Below are 16,726 nucleotides of genomic sequence, written 5' to 3' on the forward strand. Positions count from 1 at the left end.
ATCTATGGAGTCAACACCTATTGTCATGAATCTCGATCAGAATAAAAGGATCCTTGAAGACAGGCTGAAAATCAGTGCCTCTTTCGACCTCGGAAATCGGGAGCTGCTGGTGTCCGGGAAGAAAGTCATTCTTTATTACGTAACCGGCTTGTGTGATGCGGCGGTAGTCGTAGACTTACTTCGGGGCATGCAGGAAGAAAGCATACCGGAAGATTCTTTCTTCTCTAACCTTTATCATACAATCTCCCACCAGCAGGTGGAAGTCATCGATACCATGGAGGAAGGGATCACGCCGATGCTCTCCGGTTTGCTCCTGATCCTTGTCGAAGGCGAAGCGAAAGGGATTCTTGTGGATGTACGTTCTTATCCCGGAAGAACACCGGAGGAGCCGGATACAGAGAAAGTAGTCAGAGGGTCCAGGGATGGGTATACGGAGAACATAATCGAAAATACAGCGCTGACAAGACGCAGGATACGAGATAAGAGGTTAAGGAATGAACTGATGCAGATAGGGGAACGTTCCAAGACTGATGTGTGTATTTCTTACATTGAAGATGTAGCCAATCCCGATCTGTTGAAAGTGATCAAAGACAGGCTGGAAAAAGTGGATGTTGATGGGCTGACGATGGCTGATAAAATGCTGGAAGAATATATCGTGAAACAGGGGCGTACCCCTTTTCCTCTGGTCAGATACACAGAACGTCCGGACGTAGCTGCTTCTCATCTGCTGGAGGGACATATCTTGGTCATGGTGGATACGTCACCGAGTATAATGATAACTCCTACAACCTTCTTTCATCACGTACAACATGCTGAAGAGTACAGGCAATCACCTGTAGTGGGGACATTCGTCCGTTGGGTCCGTTTCTTTGGTATGCTCACTTCCGTCTTCTTACTGCCGATGTGGCTGCTATTATCGATTCAGCCGGAGCTTACCCCTGAGGCTTTATCGTTTATAGGACCGAAAGAGGAGGGGACGATTCCCCTCGTGGTTCAGATCCTCATTGCCGATATCGGAATTGAACTGCTCCGGATTGCCGCCATCCATACACCGACCCCGTTATCGACATCCATGGGGCTGATCGCTGCCGTGCTGATCGGCCAGATCGCCATCGATGTAGGTCTTTTCGGACCGGAGGCGATACTGTACGTGGCAGCAAGTGCTATCGGGACATATTCCACCCCGAGTTATGAATTGTCCGTCGCTCATAAAATCAGTCGTATTCTTTTACTGATCATGACGGCGCTCTTCGGAGTGAAAGGGTTTTTTATAGGAGTGCTCATCTACACGTTGTCCCTCATTTCCACCAAATCATTCCGTACCCCGTATCTTTGGCCGTTTCTGCCTTTCAATGGAAAAGCTTTTATACAGATCCTGTTCCGCTTCACGAACCCGACTCTGAAAGTAAGACCGAGCATCGTCCGTCCGAAGGATACAGAGAGACAGTCCTGATATGTTGTAGGTCAGGAAAGATTGTGATAAATTAATAAATATTCTGTATGTTCCTTTAAGAAAGGGACATTTTTTTCGGAAAGGCGGATCTAAGTGAAGCATTCAATAAATGAGCAAGGTGTACTTGAAGTCGGAGGTGTTGATGTATCTACCCTCAAAAAGCATTATGGAACGCCTCTATACGTATATGACGTAGGACGGATAAGGAAAAATGCCAGAGCCTTCGTAGAGACATTCGAAAGGGAAGGGATTACAGCGCAAGTCGCTTATGCCAGCAAAGCGTTCTCTTCCGTTGCGATGGTTCAGGTTGCAAAGCAGGAGAAACTGAGCCTTGATGTCGTTTCGGAGGGGGAACTACATACCGCACTTCAAGCGGGTTTTCCGCCTGAGAAGATTCATATGCACGGAAACAACAAGAGCAGGAATGAGCTTGAGATGGCTGTGGAAGCACGGATCGGATGTGTGGTTGTCGATAATTTCTTCGAGATAGAAGTACTGAAAGAAATACTTGAGGAAAAAGAAACGTCCATGGACGTACTTTTACGGGTAACTCCTGGAATCGAAGCTCATACCCATGATTATATCCTGACCGGTCAGGAGGATTCGAAATTCGGATTCGATTTGACGAGTGGACAGGCCGATGCTGCTTTTATCACTCTTCAAAAGCTCAGCAGGCTGAGAGTAAAAGGTCTGCATTGTCATATCGGGTCTCAAATATTCGAAACGAGCGGGTTTTTGATGGCTACTAGGAAATTATTTGATATAATGGATAAATGGAAGAAAGATCACGACTTTGTAGCGGATGTGCTCAATCTCGGAGGTGGATTCGGGATTCGTTATACGGACGAAGACGATCCTTTGAGCCTTGATGAATACGCGGCGGCGCTGGTGAAAGAAGTGAAGCATCAGGCTGCTACCCGTGACTATCCGTTGCCGGAGATATGGATAGAACCCGGAAGAGCAATCGTAGGAGACGCCGGTCTTACCCTTTATGAGGCTGGTTCCGTCAAAGATATCGATGGAGTGCGTACGTATCTTTCAGTAGACGGCGGAATGACCGACAACATCCGCCCGGCTCTCTATGACGCCAAGTATGATATCGTAGCTGCCGAACGTATGGATGAAGCGGATGAGAAGACGTATTCCATTGCAGGAAAGTGCTGTGAATCCGGAGATATGTTGATTTGGGATGCGGACCTTCCGCATATTCGTCCAGGAGATCTTTTGGCTGTATTCAGTACAGGAGCTTATGGATATTCCATGGCTAATAACTACAACCGATTTCCGAAAGCGGCCGTTGTCTTTGTGGAGAATGGAACTCACCAACTGGCTGTCCGTAGAGAAGCGTATGAAGAAGTTACAAGATTTGACTTAAGTATAGAATAGGAGAGAGTAATCATGAAAAAAGGATATATCGAATTCGAAAACGGAGAACGTATGACACTGGAACTTTACGAAGAGGATGCCCCGGGAACCGTCGAAAACTTCGAAAGCCTGGCGAACAAAGAGTTCTATGATGGACTGACGTTTCATCGGGTGATCCCGAACTTCGTTATACAGGGAGGCTGTCCTAAAGGGGATGGCACCGGTGGTCCTGGATACACGATCAAATGTGAAACGGATGACAACCCGCATCGACATGAGCGGGGGACTTTATCAATGGCGCACGCAGGGAGAGACACCGGCGGAAGCCAATTCTTCGTCTGTCATAGCCCTCAACCTCACCTGGACGGCAGACACACTGTTTTCGGTAAAGTGATTGACGGAGTGGAAAGTGTCGATCGTGTACGTCCCGGGGATGTTATGCATAAAGTGAGGGTGGAAGAAGAGTAAAGAAGGTTTTCTGCTTCCACTTGAATAATGTAGGCAAATGGAGTATGCTATTTCCTAGGCAATCCGGGAGGAATAAAAGTGCGCATGCGTAACAGTACACTATTGATCATATTTTCGACTATCAGTTTAATTTTCGGTTTGTATGTCTGGTTCGGAATAGCTGTCCAGTAATCCAGCCTAATCAATATTATAATAATTGAGGGGTCGCTATGTTAATCAGGTTTAAAAAATCTTTTGAAAAGATAGCTATGGGACTCTTGTCCTTTATGCCGGAATCAAAAGATGTAAAAAAACTGCAGGATATCATTAAAGAATATGAGAGTAACAAAGACTGGCACCTTTATCTTTGGAAAGAAGGAGAAGATATCATAGGTGCTGTCGGACTAAGGATTGAAGGTCGTGATGCCATTGTTCAGCATGTCTCCGTCAACCCCTCTCATCGGAATAGTGGCATCGGCAAAGAGATGGTGAAAAAGGCGACCGAAAAATACCAGGGAGCATACGCTGTGTGTGCAACAGAAGAAACAGAAGCTTTCGTTGAAAAGTGCAGCAGTGCAAAATGAAAGAGCGCGTAGATAGCGCTCTTTTTTTCGTGATAAGATGGATGAGGAAAATAGAACAAAAAGGCTGATGATGATGGAAAATAAATATCATATAAAAGTGGATGGATTCGAAGGGCCCATGGATTTGTTGCTTCACCTTATCCAACGTCTTGAAATCGACATTCATGATATACCCGTAGCAGAAATCACAGATCAATACATGAATTATATACACCGTATGGCAGAACTCGAACTGGATGTGGCAAGTGAGTATCTGGTAATGGCAGCGACGCTTCTTGCCATCAAGAGTAAGGTGTTGCTTCCGAACCAATCCCTCGAACCCGAAGAAACGGAAGTGGAGGAAGATCCGAGAGAAGAGCTCGTGGAGAGATTGAAAGAATACCAGAAATATAAATCAGCGGCACAAACATTGAGGGAGAAGGAAACGGAAGATAATGAAGTGTATACGAGGGACCCAATGGAAGTGGGAGGGGAGACTCTTGAACAGGAAGCGACGGTTTTCGATATGGTAGACGCCCTCTACCGTATGTTCAATAAAACGCCCCCATCCCCTGAAAAGGACCGGGAGACAAGTGTGAAAAGAGAAGAGATGCCAATCCAGCTTACGATGGACCGTATCATGAAAGAAATGGACGCGAGAACGGACGGGGTGCCTTTTGAACAGCTGATTTCAGTCAGGTCGAGGACAGAGACCGTCACCACCTTCCTCGCTATGCTGGAGCTGATCAAAAACCACCGTATCACCTGTGTTCAGAACAATCATTTCGAAGGTTTGTATGTATATAAGTGGGAGGATAATGATGAAAGATAATCAAATAGCGATTCTTGAAGGGCTTTTGTTTGCCGCCGGGGGCTCCGGGATGACGAAAGAACAGCTGGCGAAAGTGTTGGAAGTTACGGAAGCTTCGATCGATGAGATCATGGATGAATGGAAAGAAGAACTCGGACGTCCCGAGAGAGGACTTCGGTTGATGGAGTCGAAAGGGGTTTACCGGCTGACGACGAAGCCACGTTTTGCCGCTATCTATAAACAGTGGTTATACCAGCAGAAAAATACCAGGCTGTCTCAAGCTTCGCTTGAAACTTTGGCAATCATCGCTTACAAACAGCCGATCACCAGAGTGGAAATCGATGATATCCGGGGCGTGAAGAGCGATCAGTCTGTGCAGACGCTCGTAGGAAGAGGTTTGATTGAAGATGCCGGACGGAAAGAAACGATCGGACGTCCCATACTTTATGCAACGACAGAAGAATTCCTCATCTACTTCGGACTGGAGTCCCTGGATCAGCTTCCTGTCCTCGAAGAAGCTTGGGAAGATGACTTGACTCAAGCTGAAACTTTTTTTGATAACTTGTAGAAGGAGAAACAGGCTTGTTTTCATAACCGTACCTCCCTTCACATAGGATGAAGGTGAAGGGAGGAGATGGACCAGTGGGGCGAAACGTATTCGTGCTTATAAGTATGGTGATCCTGATGCTGATTACCAACACAACGGTCAGCGCTGATCCCTATGTTTCTGCAGAGAGGGCCGTTTTAATAGATGCAGGCACCGGTGATGTCCTTTATGAAAAACGAGCCGGCGAGAGAGCTTTGATAGCGAGCACGACGAAAATAATGACGGGTCTTATCGCAAGTGAGCACGGGAACTTGTCCGATATCGTGGAAGTGAGTGTGGATGCAGCTACCACAGAAGGCTCATCTCTGTATCTCGAAGCGGGCGAAAAAGTGCCACTTGAGGATCTTATCCATGGATTGATTCTCCGTTCAGGGAATGATGCTGCTGTAGCTATTGCCGAGCACGTCGGAGGAAGTATTCCCGGGTTTGTATACCTTATGAATGAAAAGAAAGACTGGCTGGGACTCACCGATACACATTTCGCCAACCCTCATGGTCTGGATGATCCGATGCACTATTCCAGTGCACTGGATTTGGCCAGGCTTATGAGACATGTTCAGACGAATGAAACGATGGAAAAAGTCATGGAGAAGACCTCTTATAAATCTTCCATCAGAGACTACCCCTGGAGAAATAAGAACAAATTACTTACCACGTACTATGACCCTGCTACGGGAGGGAAGACTGGCTATACCAAAGCCGCAGGACGTACGTTCGTCTCTTCTGCCGAGAAGGACGGGGTGACCTTGATCGCCGTTACCCTGAATGCCCCTGATGATTGGGAGGATCATCGGATGCTCTACGAATACGGTTTCGAGAAGAGGAAGGACGCATCTGATTCTTCTTTCCTGGACCGTATCCTCGCGGTTTTTGAAGGTGTATTCTCATGGTCAACCTGATATGGGTCTTCCTTTCGGCAGTAGGTATTCTGGTAGCAGCTTTTAACGGCAGGATGCAGGAAGTGAATGAAGCTGTATTCCAATCACTGGAAACAGGTGTTGAGATAGCTATTCAGCTTCTCGGAATCCTGATGTTCTGGCTCGGTATGATGAAAATCGCGGAAAAGTCAGGACTCATCGAGAAAGTATCGGATGTATTCACTCCGTTTGTCACACGGATTTTTCCGGATATTCCGAAAGATCACAAGGTGACCGGCTACATCGTTTCTAACATGACAGCGAACATTTTCGGTCTCGGCAATGCGGCTACCCCTCTCGGAATCAAAGCGATGAAGGAACTGCAGACGCTTTCCGGTGACAAAGAAAGAGCGACACGTCCGATGATTACGCTCCTTGCTTTGAACACGTCTTCCTTGACGCTTATCCCCACCACCGTTATAGCTATCAGGATGAAATATGATTCCACAGATCCCACCAGCATCATTCCTGCAACTATAATGGCCACCGCTATTTCGACGATTGCAGCATTGTTGATCGATCGGTGGCTCAATTACCGGAAAAGCGTGGACAGTCTATGAGCAGTTGGATCATTCCGCTGGTACTTCTCATCATACTTCTGACTGCTTTGAAAAGAGGCGTTCCTGCCTTCGAAGTTTTCGCGGAGGGAAGCAAGGAAGGATTGCAGATAACGTTATCCCTCCTCCCTTTCCTGCTCGGAATGATGGTGGCCATCGGCATATTCAGGGCATCCGGAGCTGTTGAATTACTATTATATATCCTTGAACCCGTGTTTCATCTGGTTGGAATTCCTGGAGAAATCCTCCCGCTTGCCCTGGTCCGTCCTATATCCGGAACGGCGGCACTGGCCGTAACTACGGATCTCATAGGTACGCATGGACCGGATTCATTCATCGGTACATTGGCATCTGTGATGCAGGGAAGTACAGACACGACGTTGTATATACTTACTGTTTATTTTGGCGCGATACAAATCAAAAAGTACGGAAATGCCTTAAAAGTTGGACTACTGGCTGATTTTGTTGGTATAATAGCCTCGATAGCAGTGGTTACACTTTTATTAAATTAATATACAAACAAAGTTGGGCCACGTTGATGTTGCAGCGTGGCTTCCTATTATGCTAGAAAACAAGGAGTTGGACAGATATGGAAAGATTGCAAAAAGTGATGGCGCAGGCCGGCGTAGCCTCCAGGCGGAAATCCGAGGAATTGATCAGACGAGGAAGAGTGAAGGTCAATGACGAAACGATTACAGAACTCGGTACGAAAGTATCCCCACAGGATGAAATCGAAGTGGACGGGGTACCGTTAGAACGGGAAGCACCTGTCTATTATCTGCTTTACAAACCGAGGGGAGTCATTTCGAGTGTGAAAGACGATCGGGGAAGAAAGGTAGTCACGGATTATCTTCCGGAGATACAGGAGCGCCTGTTTCCTATAGGACGACTCGATTACGATACTTCAGGGCTACTTTTACTTACGAATGACGGATCGTTTGCGAATAAGCTTATGCATCCGAAACATAAAATCGACAAAGTGTATGTTATCAAATCCAGAGGAATTCCGAGTAAAGAACATATGAAGCAGCTGAGAAAAGGGATGGAAGTCGACGGTGAATTCCTGAAAGCCGAGAGTGCCCACATCCTTTCTACAGATGGCAAGAAGAATAGCGCTATCATCGAAATTACGCTTCACCAGGGAAAGAACAGACAGATCAGGAAGATGTTCGATGCTCTCGGAGTACCGGTGGATAAACTGAAGAGAGAACGGTATGGATTTCTCGATCTGCACGGATTGAATGCCGGCGATTCTCGCCCTCTCAAACCTCACGAAGTGAAGCAATTGCGACAGCTTGCTGATGAAAATGTTAAATAATGTTCAATAAATCATGAAAGCGCTCATGTTATAATAGTCGGGGAGTGAATGAAATGAGCGAACAGACAGTAAACAAAAAGAAAAGAAGACTGATATTCCGTACAGTCCTGCTGCTTGTCATGCTGAGTCTTATCACATTTGCAGTAGTTTCAGCCCTGCAGGATGAGGATGTAACGGTAGCTGAAGGGAGCGAAGCACCAAACTTCTCTCTTAAAAAGTTCGGCAGTGATGAAACCGTGGAGTTGAAAGACCTACGCGGAAAGGGAGTCATGATCAACTTCTGGGCCACCTATTGTGAGCCGTGCAAAGAAGAGATGCCTTATATGGAAGACCTTTACCCGGAATACAAAGAAAAAGGGGTAGAAATACTGGCTGTAAACCTTGATACGACGGATATCGTAGTCAGACAATTCATGGAAGAATATCAATTGACCTTCCCTATCCTCCAGGATAAAGATGGTCAGGTGATGAATTTATATGGCATTAAACCGATTCCGACTACGTTTTTCATCAATCCTGACGGAACGGTGGAAGAAAAGGTTATAGGTCCCTTGACGTTAAGCAAACTCGAAGGTCACCTGCAGGATATCGCTCCTTCTTCTTAATACGTATGAAATTGTGAGGTATTTTTATGAGTAGAATTACATGCGAATGCGGGCATGTGAACCCGGAAGGAACGGTGCTTTGTGAAGCGTGCGGTAAACCTTTCGAAGAAAACCAGCACCTGAATGACAACAAACCGGAACAGCTTTTGAATATGAGGTATGATGGAAGCGCCCGTAGGTCCCAGACGTATCAGCGTACCTTCGTGGATAAGGTATGGAACTTCTTCTCTTCCGTGAAGATAGGGGTTTCCATTATAATCCTGCTGGTCGTCGCATCAGCTGTCGGTACGATTTTTCCTCAGGAGATGTACTTACCACCCGGCTCCGATCCTACTACGCATTATGAAGAGCAGTACGGGATGCTGGGGCAGATCTATTATCAGCTCGGATTCCACAACCTGTACAGTTCCTGGTGGTATCTGCTTATCATCGCAATGCTTGGAGTGTCGATTGTAATTGCAAGTATCGACCGCTTTATCCCTCTTTATAAAACATTAAGGAAACAAAAACCGAAGCGACATGTGAATTTTATGAAGAAACAGCGGATTTTCGGGGAAACGATCAACGAAAACATAGACTATAGTAAATTGAGGAAGAATCTCAGGTCGAAACGTTATAAGCTGTTCGAGGAGGACGGACACCTCCTTGCTGAGAAGAACCGTTTTTCCAGGTGGGGGCCCTATGTCAATCACATCGGACTGATCCTCGTGCTTCTAGGTTCAATGCTCCGTTTCGTGCCTGCGATGTACATGGATGAGTTCCTATGGATCCGGGAAGGTGAAACGAAAGAAATAGCCGGAACGGAAGGAAAATACTATATAGAGAATGAAGACTTCATTCTTGAAACCTATGATGCGAATGACGAGAACAATTCACAGTTCCAGGAATCTTTACAAAACCAGGCGAATCCGGTGCCTGAGAATTATCAGACAAACGCGGTCATCTACAAGCGGACGGACCTCCCGATTGTTCCAGGGAAAGAACCGGAGCTTGAGAAAGTGAAAGATGCCGAGGCCAGAGTTAACCATCCCATACAATTAGAGAACGGAATATCTTTGTATCAGGCGAGTTATCAGCTGAACGAATTCCAATCCATGACCTTCAAACTTCATGATAAAGGAAACGAAGATACCAATTACGGAGAGTTTACGGTGGATCTGACGGAACCTAAAGATGAATACACGCTTGATGATGGCACAGTTGTAAGACTCGACCGGTACTATCCGGAGTTCGAGCTTGATGACGGCGTCCCTACACAAGTATCCAAATTCCCGAGAAATCCTGCTTTCATCTTTGAGGTGCAACGTCCAGGAGAAGAGCCGGAAGTCAGTTTCGCAGGTATCGGTGTGAACATCGATGCTACCGGTGAGAATGATTACAAGGTGGGTCTCGTCGACTTCGGTGTTCGCGATGTCACAGGCCTTACCGTAAAGAGAGATTATACCCTTCCTTTCATTGCATTCGGTGCGGCCATTTTCATGATCGGGGTCATCCAGGGGATGTACTGGAACCACCGAAGAATATGGATACAGCCGAAAGAAACAGGAGTGTGGGTTGCCGGACATACCAATAAGAACTGGTTCGCTTTGAAGAAAGACATCGATCAGACACTGGAGGACACCGGAATAGAACCTCCTGTGGATCAGCAGGAAGAGAAGGATAAACGCGAGAGGGGGAAAGATGATGGAATTAGCACAGATTAGTAGCAATCTGCTATATGCTTCCTTTTTCATCTACTTGGTTGCCACCTTCATTTTTGGAGCTACAATCAAAGTTTCTAATGAAAATAGAAATAAGAAAATAGCGAATGTCGGAATCGGACTGACTATTGTCGGGTTTTTGACGCAGGTCGGATATTTTTTCACACGCTGGTTTGCTGCGGGACACGCTCCTGTAAGTAATTTGTTCGAGTTCATGACGTTTTTCGGTATGATGCTCGTATTCGGGTTCATCGTTCTGTATTTCATCTATCGAATCACGTTGCTCGGATTGTTCGCTCTGCCGGTGGCGTTACTGATCATCGCATATGCCAGTATGTTTCCGACAGAAATCAGCCCGCTTGTACCTTCGCTTAAGTCTCATTGGTTATACATTCACGTAACTACGGCAGCTCTTGGTCAGGCGATCCTTGCCATCAGCTTTGCTGCCGGTCTGATCTACCTGATTCGTCAGGTTAATCAGGAGAAGGCGACCAAGCGTACCCGCTGGTTGGAGTTCATCATTTTTTCCATTCTGTGTGTCGTCGGTTACATAGCTGTCGGTACCACGTTCGGTGCGATGAATTATGAAACAACTTTTGAAGCGCCTGTAAATGGTTCAATGACTCAGATAACGTACGAAATGCCGGCCATCGCCGGTCCGAAAGATGGCGAGCTGCTTACGGATCATGCGTTTGGACCACTGTTTGAAACGCCCGGATGGATGCAGGGAGTGAATGCTCCGGTGAAGTTCAATACGGTCATCTGGTCGCTCTTGGCCGGGCTTGTGATTTATGGTCTCTTGAGGGTATTATTGAGAAAGAGGGTAGCGAAATCCATCCAACCTTTCCTCAGAAGTGCCAGCCCGAGACTCGTGGATGAAGTATCTTATCGCGCAGTAGCGATCGGCTTCCCTGTATTTACACTAGGGGCACTTATTTTCGCTTCGATCTGGGCACAGGAGGCATGGGACCGTTTTTGGGGGTGGGACCCGAAAGAAGTGTGGGCCCTCATCACCTGGTTTTTCTATGCAGCGTTCCTGCATCTGAGACTCACGCGAGGATGGGAAGGAGAACGTTCCGCCTGGCTTGCCGTTATAGGTTTTGCGATAATCATGTTCAACCTGATCGCGGTCAATCTAATCATATCGGGACTTCATTCTTATGCATAAATGAAAGACAGGAGGAGCTACTCCTGTCTTTTCTTTTAAGGAGGGAACAGCTATGAATCAGGAAGCAAAAATTTTAGTAGTGGATGATGAAGAAAGAATTAGACGACTCGTGAAAATGTACTTAGAACGCGAAGATTATGAAATCGAAGAAGCAGAAGACGGGGAAGAGGCACTTCATAAAGCTCTTCAGAATGACTATGATGTGATACTGCTGGATTTGATGCTCCCTGGTATGGACGGGATCGATGTCTGTAAGTCTTTACGGGAGAAGAAAGCCACACCGGTGATCATGCTTACGGCCAAAGGGGAAGAAGCGAACCGTGTAGAAGGCTTCGAAACCGGGGCGGACGATTATATTGTAAAACCGTTCAGTCCACGAGAGGTTGTACTGAGAGTGAAGGCTCTTTTACGTAGATCTTCTACAACGAAGTTCCTGAATACGGATACAGAGACGAAAGATGTCATCGTTTTTCCGCATCTGACCATTGATAATGACGCTCACCGGGTTACTGCAGACGGCAAGGAGGTACCTTTGACTCCGAAAGAATATGAGCTCCTTTTATATATGTCCGAGCGACCGGATAAAGTATTTGACCGGGAACAGTTATTGAAAGAAGTGTGGAAGTATGAATTTTTCGGAGACCTGCGTACGGTAGACACCCACGTGAAGCGGCTGAGAGAAAAGCTGAGCAAGGTGTCACCTGAAGCAGCCAGAATGATTGCGACCGTCTGGGGAGTCGGATATAAATTCGAGGTCAGCGGCGACTGATGTTCTGGAGAAGCGTCGTAGTAAAATTGTGGTTCACCATCCTTCTGCTGGTCTGTTTCGTACTAATGATTCTTACTGTACTTCTGCTTGAATTTTTCGAGAATTTCCATGTGAACAAAGCAGAAGAAGAAATGCTTCAGACCGCCTCTGTCATATCAACACTGATCACAAGTCATCAGGATGAGGAAATCGTAAGGTCAACCGCAGAATCGGTGAAAGCTCCGTCGAGTCACGTGCTCATTACAGACGGGGAATCGGGTGCGTGGACATTGGAAAGCAATGTGGAAGGTTTCGCACAGCTCGACAGCCAATGGTTCCGGAGTGATCCTGATTTGTCCAAAGTAGAGGACGAGAGAGTGGAAGTGAAAAAGGTAGCTTCCACAGAAGGACGGAACTTCCTGGCGGTTGGGGCACCGCTTGAAAGGGAAGAAGGTGCGGTGTTCGTTTACAAACCTCTCAATTCTGTAGAAGAAACGACGCAGCAAACGACGAAAACCGTGTTTCTCGGTGCAGGAATTGCTATCGTACTGACTACTATTTTTGCTTTCTTTCTGTCTACACGGATTACAGCACCTCTTATGAAAATGCGAAAAGGGGCCCTGGAGTTATCCAAAGGGGAATTCCACACGAAGATTCCGATTCTCACCCATGATGAAATCGGAGAGTTGGCGATCGCGTTCAATCGTATGGGACGTCAACTCAAGCAGAATATCGATGCTTTGAACCAGGAAAAAGAACAGCTTTCCGGTGTATTGAAATCGATGGCAGACGGCGTGATCACACTGAATCATAAAAAGAATATTCTCGTGACCAATCCGCCTGCAGAACAATTGTTGGAATGGTGGAGGTATGAAGAAGAGTTGTCCAAGGCTGAACTTCCTTCCCCTCTCCAGGATCTGTTTGAATCGGTAATAACGGAAGAGAGAGAGGCGATGACGGAAGTGACGGTCCAGGGAAGAACATGGGTCATCATCATGACGCCCCTCTATAGCAATACGACTATCAGAGGGGTCGTAGCTGTCTTCCGGGATATGACTGAAGAGCGCAGACTCGACAAATTGAGGAAAGATTTCCTGGCGAATGTTTCACATGAACTTCGTACACCGATTTCGATGATGCGAGGGTATAGTGAAGCAATCGTAGATGGGGTGGCAGCCTCACAGGAAGAGAAGAATGAACTGGCTCAGATTATCCTGGAGGAATCCGAACGGATGGGTCGTCTCGTCAATGAGTTGCTCGATTTGGCGAGAATGGAATCAGGAAATATTCAGCTATATGAAGAACCCGTAGAGGTCGATCTATTCGTAGACCGTATCGTGAAGAAATTCCACGGCGTTGCGGAAGAGAACCATGTTCACTTGAGGTGTGACTATCCTGAGGGAGCGGTCGGCGTCTCCCGTATAGATCCGGACCGCATAGAGCAAGTGATCACCAACCTGCTTGATAATGCGATAAGGCATACGAAAGAAGAAGGGGCCGTTTCCGTCGAAGTATACCGGGAGAACAACAACTGGATCACTACGATAGAAGACACCGGTTCCGGTATACCGGAAGAGGATCTCCCGTTCATTTTTGAACGTTTCTATAAAGGGGACAAATCCCGTAAGAGGGATCCTTCTAATGAAAAGCAGGGCACCGGTCTCGGGCTCGCGATCGCAAAAAATATCGTAGAAGCTCACGGAGGAACCATTTCCGCCCAGAGTAAACTCGGGGAAGGGACGACATTCCGGATCATCCTGCCTACCTGAGGACTTGTCAAAATAAAGCAAGTCGTGTAATCTGTTAGATAACTGAATATGCTTCATAGGTGCATAGGGAATCCGGTGTGAATCCGGAGCTGTCCTCGCAACTGTAAGTGTAACGAAACGATGCAATCCACTGGGGTCTTTAAGGGACCTCGGGAAGGAGTCGGAGTAGGACGACACAAGCCAGTAGACCTGTCTGTGAAGGTTTTCAAAGCTTCGAGGATTGAGCGTTTGAGATGATCGGTCACGTATGTACGTCCGTCTCAAACCCGTCCTTTTAAATGGACGGGTTTTTTTTAATGGCCGGTTGTTTCTATGCTCTTTACTTCTATTTCAGGAGAAAGGGTGGAAATCAATGAAAAGATTGAAGAATGTTTTGGGGACGAGTTTGATCGCGGTCGCTATTCTCTCAGGATGTCAGGCAGAAAGCGGTTCATCGGAAGGGCAGGAAGAACAAGCCCAGGTGGAAGAAGGGGTAGAAGCGACTATTGAACTTACGAAGAACGAAGGCGCAGAAGAGATCGCTGAAAAAGATATCACTGTAGAAGAAGGTACGGTGCTTCTTGAAGCGATGGAAGAGAACTTCGACCTGGAAACACAAGATGGCTTCATCACAGGTATTGAAGGCGTGTCTGCCGAAGAAGGAGAACAGATGGCCTGGATATATACGATTAACGGGGAAGAAGCCATGGTAGGAGCCGGAGAGTACGAGATTGAGGAAGATGACGAGATCCGTTTTGATTTCCAGGCTTGGGAATGATCGGTTATGAGATGGAATACGTATAAAATGACGCTTGTGACCATGCTGGCAGCAGTTGCAGTGGTCGGGAGAATAGCGTTTGCTCCTGTACCCAACGCTCAGCCGGTCACGGCTATCATCATTCTGACAGGATTCTGGATGGGTCCCTTGGCTGCAGTGATCATGGCTTTTTTGACGACATTTCTCACGAACATGGTTCTTGGTATGGGGATCTGGTCATTATGGCAGATCATCGCCTGGGGAGCGATAGGAGTGGGGGCCGGACTCCTCGGAAAGCTACTTCCGAAAGTTCCTGTATGGGGGCTAGGGATATACGGATTTATGTCCGGCCTTTTTTTCGGAGTAATTATGGCTTTAACGATGAGAGCGATCGGTCAGCCGTTCTGGGGCTACCTTTTGGCCAGCCTGCCTTTTGATCTTATGCATGCCGTTTCCAACTTTGTCTTCATCCTGGTTTTTTATGCAGTGTTCGAGGCATTGTTCGTCCGCTATGAAAAGAACCTGCAGCTCGCTTCCTGAGTTTTATACATGCTATAATAAAAGAAGGTGCTGAGCAGCACCTTCTTTTATCTTTTTTCCGGTATTTTTCCTTCGAAACTGACGTCCGCCAATTTGATTGACCCTGTCGGACAGCCTTCCTGCGCATCTTCCGCATCCAATTTCAAGTCTTCAGGAATAGGGGTATTCCCTTTATTATCATCCAATAAGAAGTAGGCCAGGCCTTCTTCGTCGTAATTGTATAATTCAGGCGCAGCCATTCCGCATGCACCACATGCGATACAGGTATCTTTGTCTACGATGGAGTAGAGTTTCAAACTTTTCCCTTCTTTCATTAGCGGGTGTTACCATCAGTTTACGTGTTACTCGTAATGAAATCAACTATCTTACTGAAAGGATTCGTGCTGCATGTTCCGATACATACTATTAGATTGCCTCCATTCTATGAATGCCGAAAGAACAATTTCAGGTGTTTTCCATTTATTGAGAGGAAAGAAATCCTCCCAGACATTCCAGGATGCGAAAGTTTATGGAATCGATCAGTATTACGGGGTGTATCCTGGTTTAAGAAGAGAGATGATCACTCGTGTCCTACACAGGCTCGAAGAAGAGAAGGCTATAGAGCGCGTGGACGAATCAAGGGTTACGATCACTGGTGTGGGACGGCAGGAGCTGTCGGATTCCGATTTTTCTCTTTACTTTTCCGGAATGGAGTACTCCGAGGCGGTCAATCAGTTCCAGGATCGACTTTTATTGTGGGTTCAGGTTTTAAGCAATGCAGCCCATCGGCAGGATCATTACTTTCCTGTGGTGGAGAAAACTCCGGTGCAGCAGTGGGTGAAAACTTTTTATAACAGGGAGAAGCGACATCTTCAAAGTGACGCAGCAGCACTCTTCCGGGAATTGAACCTTACTCTTCAGCCGTTCACTGATATGGAAAAGAATTTATTCGTCAGACGCTTTACGGGCGGAGACGGCACAGGATGGACTTATGATCAGCTTGCTGAGACCGGCGATATAGAGCCGATTGACGTACCTTTGTACATTAAGAACATGCATTATTACTTGTTTTTCACTGCTGCCGAAGACAGGACTCTTCATCTTCATAAACTGACGGGAGACCTCGTTAAAAAAGAAACGTTGACGGCTTCATCTAAGAAATCGATTCAACTGTTCGATCAATATCAATCGATCGAAGATGTGGCAGCCGTCCGCGGATTGAAGACCAGTACGATCGAAGATCATCTCGTGGAGGCAGTGCTGGTAGATCCGGGACGTCCTGTGGATGCCTTCATCAGTGATTCGGGATTTGAAGAGATTCGTCAGGTCGTCCGAAAAACAGGAACGAAACGACTGAAGATCATTCATGATCAGCTGAACGGCGGCTACTCATATTTCCAATTGAGAATCGTGCTTGCCAAGTTGCAGAAAGGATAGATGATA

At 46.7% G+C, this 16,726-nt stretch carries 19 protein-coding genes and 1 riboswitch; of the genes, 18 read left to right on the forward strand and 1 reads right to left on the reverse strand.

All coding sequences use genetic code 11. The features are described from left to right. Nucleotides 1-4: 4 nt before the first annotated feature. The 17 genes from BLQ44_RS01345 (at nt 5) to BLQ44_RS01425 (ending at nt 15,304) form a co-directional block, all read left to right on the forward strand. On the forward strand, nt 5-1,453 hold the full coding sequence (locus BLQ44_RS01345) for a spore germination protein (protein ID WP_093191126.1): 1,449 nt from the start codon (nt 5-7) through the stop codon (nt 1,451-1,453). Between the two features lie 93 nt (nt 1,454-1,546). After that, entirely contained in the window at nt 1,547-2,839 is a 1,293-nt protein-coding gene (gene lysA / locus BLQ44_RS01350) for a diaminopimelate decarboxylase (protein WP_093191128.1), read from the forward strand. A gap of 12 nt (nt 2,840-2,851) precedes the next feature. Then, nucleotides 2,852-3,286: a peptidylprolyl isomerase gene (locus BLQ44_RS01355; protein ID WP_093191131.1), complete on the forward strand. Its 435-nt coding sequence runs from the start codon at nt 2,852-2,854 to the stop codon at nt 3,284-3,286. 209 nt (nt 3,287-3,495) lie between these two features. Beyond that, the gene (locus BLQ44_RS01360) at nt 3,496-3,849 is read left to right on the forward strand and encodes a GNAT family N-acetyltransferase (RefSeq protein ID WP_093191134.1); all 354 of its coding nucleotides are present in this window, start codon (nt 3,496-3,498) and stop codon (nt 3,847-3,849) included. 70 nt (nt 3,850-3,919) lie between these two features. Further along, entirely contained in the window at nt 3,920-4,660 is a 741-nt protein-coding gene (locus BLQ44_RS01365; protein ID WP_322787510.1) for a segregation/condensation protein A, read from the forward strand. Further along, nucleotides 4,650-5,207, forward strand: coding sequence for an SMC-Scp complex subunit ScpB (scpB, locus tag BLQ44_RS01370; RefSeq protein ID WP_093191136.1), 558 nt, complete (start codon nt 4,650-4,652; stop codon nt 5,205-5,207). Before BLQ44_RS01365 ends, scpB begins: the two co-directional genes overlap by 11 nt. A gap of 74 nt (nt 5,208-5,281) precedes the next feature. Continuing rightward, the gene (locus BLQ44_RS01375; protein WP_245688074.1) at nt 5,282-6,145 is read left to right on the forward strand and encodes a D-alanyl-D-alanine carboxypeptidase family protein; all 864 of its coding nucleotides are present in this window, start codon (nt 5,282-5,284) and stop codon (nt 6,143-6,145) included. Next, nucleotides 6,133-6,723: a nucleoside recognition domain-containing protein gene (locus BLQ44_RS01380; protein ID WP_093191141.1), complete on the forward strand. Its 591-nt coding sequence runs from the start codon at nt 6,133-6,135 to the stop codon at nt 6,721-6,723. Before BLQ44_RS01375 ends, BLQ44_RS01380 begins: the two co-directional genes overlap by 13 nt. Beyond that, nucleotides 6,720-7,232 (forward strand): spore maturation protein, encoded by a 513-nt coding sequence (locus tag BLQ44_RS01385; protein ID WP_093191144.1) that lies wholly within the window; start codon nt 6,720-6,722, stop codon nt 7,230-7,232. The genes BLQ44_RS01380 and BLQ44_RS01385 overlap by 4 nt, the downstream gene beginning before the upstream one ends. A gap of 77 nt (nt 7,233-7,309) precedes the next feature. After that, nucleotides 7,310-8,038: a pseudouridine synthase gene (locus BLQ44_RS01390; RefSeq protein WP_093191146.1), complete on the forward strand. Its 729-nt coding sequence runs from the start codon at nt 7,310-7,312 to the stop codon at nt 8,036-8,038. Between the two features lie 53 nt (nt 8,039-8,091). Then, nucleotides 8,092-8,643, forward strand: coding sequence for a thiol-disulfide oxidoreductase ResA (gene resA / locus BLQ44_RS01395; RefSeq protein WP_093191149.1), 552 nt, complete (start codon nt 8,092-8,094; stop codon nt 8,641-8,643). Between the two features lie 26 nt (nt 8,644-8,669). Beyond that, nucleotides 8,670-10,346: a cytochrome c biogenesis protein ResB gene (resB, locus tag BLQ44_RS01400; protein WP_093191152.1), complete on the forward strand. Its 1,677-nt coding sequence runs from the start codon at nt 8,670-8,672 to the stop codon at nt 10,344-10,346. After that, nucleotides 10,324-11,511 (forward strand): c-type cytochrome biogenesis protein CcsB, encoded by a 1,188-nt coding sequence (ccsB, locus tag BLQ44_RS01405; RefSeq protein ID WP_281241384.1) that lies wholly within the window; start codon nt 10,324-10,326, stop codon nt 11,509-11,511. The genes resB and ccsB overlap by 23 nt, the downstream gene beginning before the upstream one ends. A gap of 52 nt (nt 11,512-11,563) precedes the next feature. Then, the gene (locus BLQ44_RS01410) at nt 11,564-12,280 is read left to right on the forward strand and encodes a response regulator transcription factor (RefSeq protein WP_093191157.1); all 717 of its coding nucleotides are present in this window, start codon (nt 11,564-11,566) and stop codon (nt 12,278-12,280) included. After that, complete coding sequence (locus BLQ44_RS01415) at nt 12,280-14,028, forward strand: ATP-binding protein (RefSeq protein WP_093191159.1); 1,749 nt, start codon at nt 12,280-12,282, stop codon at nt 14,026-14,028. Before BLQ44_RS01410 ends, BLQ44_RS01415 begins: the two co-directional genes overlap by 1 nt. Before the next feature lie 40 nt (nt 14,029-14,068). After that, a riboswitch (cobalamin riboswitch) is annotated at nt 14,069-14,239 on the forward strand. Nucleotides 14,240-14,380: 141 nt separating this feature from the next. Further along, nucleotides 14,381-14,785, forward strand: coding sequence for a DUF4430 domain-containing protein (locus tag BLQ44_RS01420; protein ID WP_093191162.1), 405 nt, complete (start codon nt 14,381-14,383; stop codon nt 14,783-14,785). Between the two features lie 6 nt (nt 14,786-14,791). Beyond that, entirely contained in the window at nt 14,792-15,304 is a 513-nt protein-coding gene (locus BLQ44_RS01425) for an ECF transporter S component (RefSeq protein ID WP_093191165.1), read from the forward strand. A gap of 47 nt (nt 15,305-15,351) precedes the next feature. Here BLQ44_RS01425 and BLQ44_RS01430 read toward each other — a convergent pair whose 3' ends face one another. Then, on the reverse strand, nt 15,352-15,618 hold the full coding sequence (locus tag BLQ44_RS01430; protein WP_322787511.1) for a ferredoxin: 267 nt from the start codon (nt 15,616-15,618) through the stop codon (nt 15,352-15,354). Nucleotides 15,619-15,766: 148 nt separating this feature from the next. Between BLQ44_RS01430 and BLQ44_RS01435 the strand changes: the two genes are divergently transcribed. Then, on the forward strand, nt 15,767-16,720 hold the full coding sequence (locus BLQ44_RS01435) for a helix-turn-helix domain-containing protein (protein WP_176757385.1): 954 nt from the start codon (nt 15,767-15,769) through the stop codon (nt 16,718-16,720). Nucleotides 16,721-16,726: the final 6 nt, after the last annotated feature.

Origin of the sequence: Salimicrobium halophilum (assembly GCF_900100295.1) — a bacterium.
GTDB lineage: Bacteria > Bacillota > Bacilli > Bacillales > Halobacillaceae > Salimicrobium > Salimicrobium halophilum.

Bases quoted from the DNA above. Each gene is read 5' to 3' on its own strand.
- BLQ44_RS01345 (WP_093191126.1), top strand. From the start codon at position 5: ATGGAGTCAACACCTATTGTCATGAATCTCGATCAGAATAAAAGGATC.
- BLQ44_RS01355 (WP_093191131.1), top strand. From the start codon at position 2,852: ATGAAAAAAGGATATATCGAATTCGAAAACGGAGAACGTATGACACTG.
- BLQ44_RS01360 (WP_093191134.1), top strand. From the start codon at position 3,496: ATGTTAATCAGGTTTAAAAAATCTTTTGAAAAGATAGCTATGGGACTC.
- BLQ44_RS01365 (WP_322787510.1), top strand. From the start codon at position 3,920: ATGATGGAAAATAAATATCATATAAAAGTGGATGGATTCGAAGGGCCC.
- scpB (WP_093191136.1), top strand. From the start codon at position 4,650: ATGAAAGATAATCAAATAGCGATTCTTGAAGGGCTTTTGTTTGCCGCC.
- BLQ44_RS01380 (WP_093191141.1), top strand. From the start codon at position 6,133: ATGGTCAACCTGATATGGGTCTTCCTTTCGGCAGTAGGTATTCTGGTA.
- BLQ44_RS01385 (WP_093191144.1), top strand. From the start codon at position 6,720: ATGAGCAGTTGGATCATTCCGCTGGTACTTCTCATCATACTTCTGACT.
- BLQ44_RS01390 (WP_093191146.1), top strand. From the start codon at position 7,310: ATGGAAAGATTGCAAAAAGTGATGGCGCAGGCCGGCGTAGCCTCCAGG.
- resA (WP_093191149.1), top strand. From the start codon at position 8,092: ATGAGCGAACAGACAGTAAACAAAAAGAAAAGAAGACTGATATTCCGT.
- resB (WP_093191152.1), top strand. From the start codon at position 8,670: ATGAGTAGAATTACATGCGAATGCGGGCATGTGAACCCGGAAGGAACG.
- ccsB (WP_281241384.1), top strand. From the start codon at position 10,324: ATGATGGAATTAGCACAGATTAGTAGCAATCTGCTATATGCTTCCTTT.
- BLQ44_RS01410 (WP_093191157.1), top strand. From the start codon at position 11,564: ATGAATCAGGAAGCAAAAATTTTAGTAGTGGATGATGAAGAAAGAATT.
- BLQ44_RS01415 (WP_093191159.1), top strand. From the start codon at position 12,280: ATGTTCTGGAGAAGCGTCGTAGTAAAATTGTGGTTCACCATCCTTCTG.
- BLQ44_RS01420 (WP_093191162.1), top strand. From the start codon at position 14,381: ATGAAAAGATTGAAGAATGTTTTGGGGACGAGTTTGATCGCGGTCGCT.
- BLQ44_RS01425 (WP_093191165.1), top strand. From the start codon at position 14,792: ATGAGATGGAATACGTATAAAATGACGCTTGTGACCATGCTGGCAGCA.
- BLQ44_RS01430 (WP_322787511.1), bottom strand. From the start codon at position 15,618: ATGAAAGAAGGGAAAAGTTTGAAACTCTACTCCATCGTAGACAAAGAT.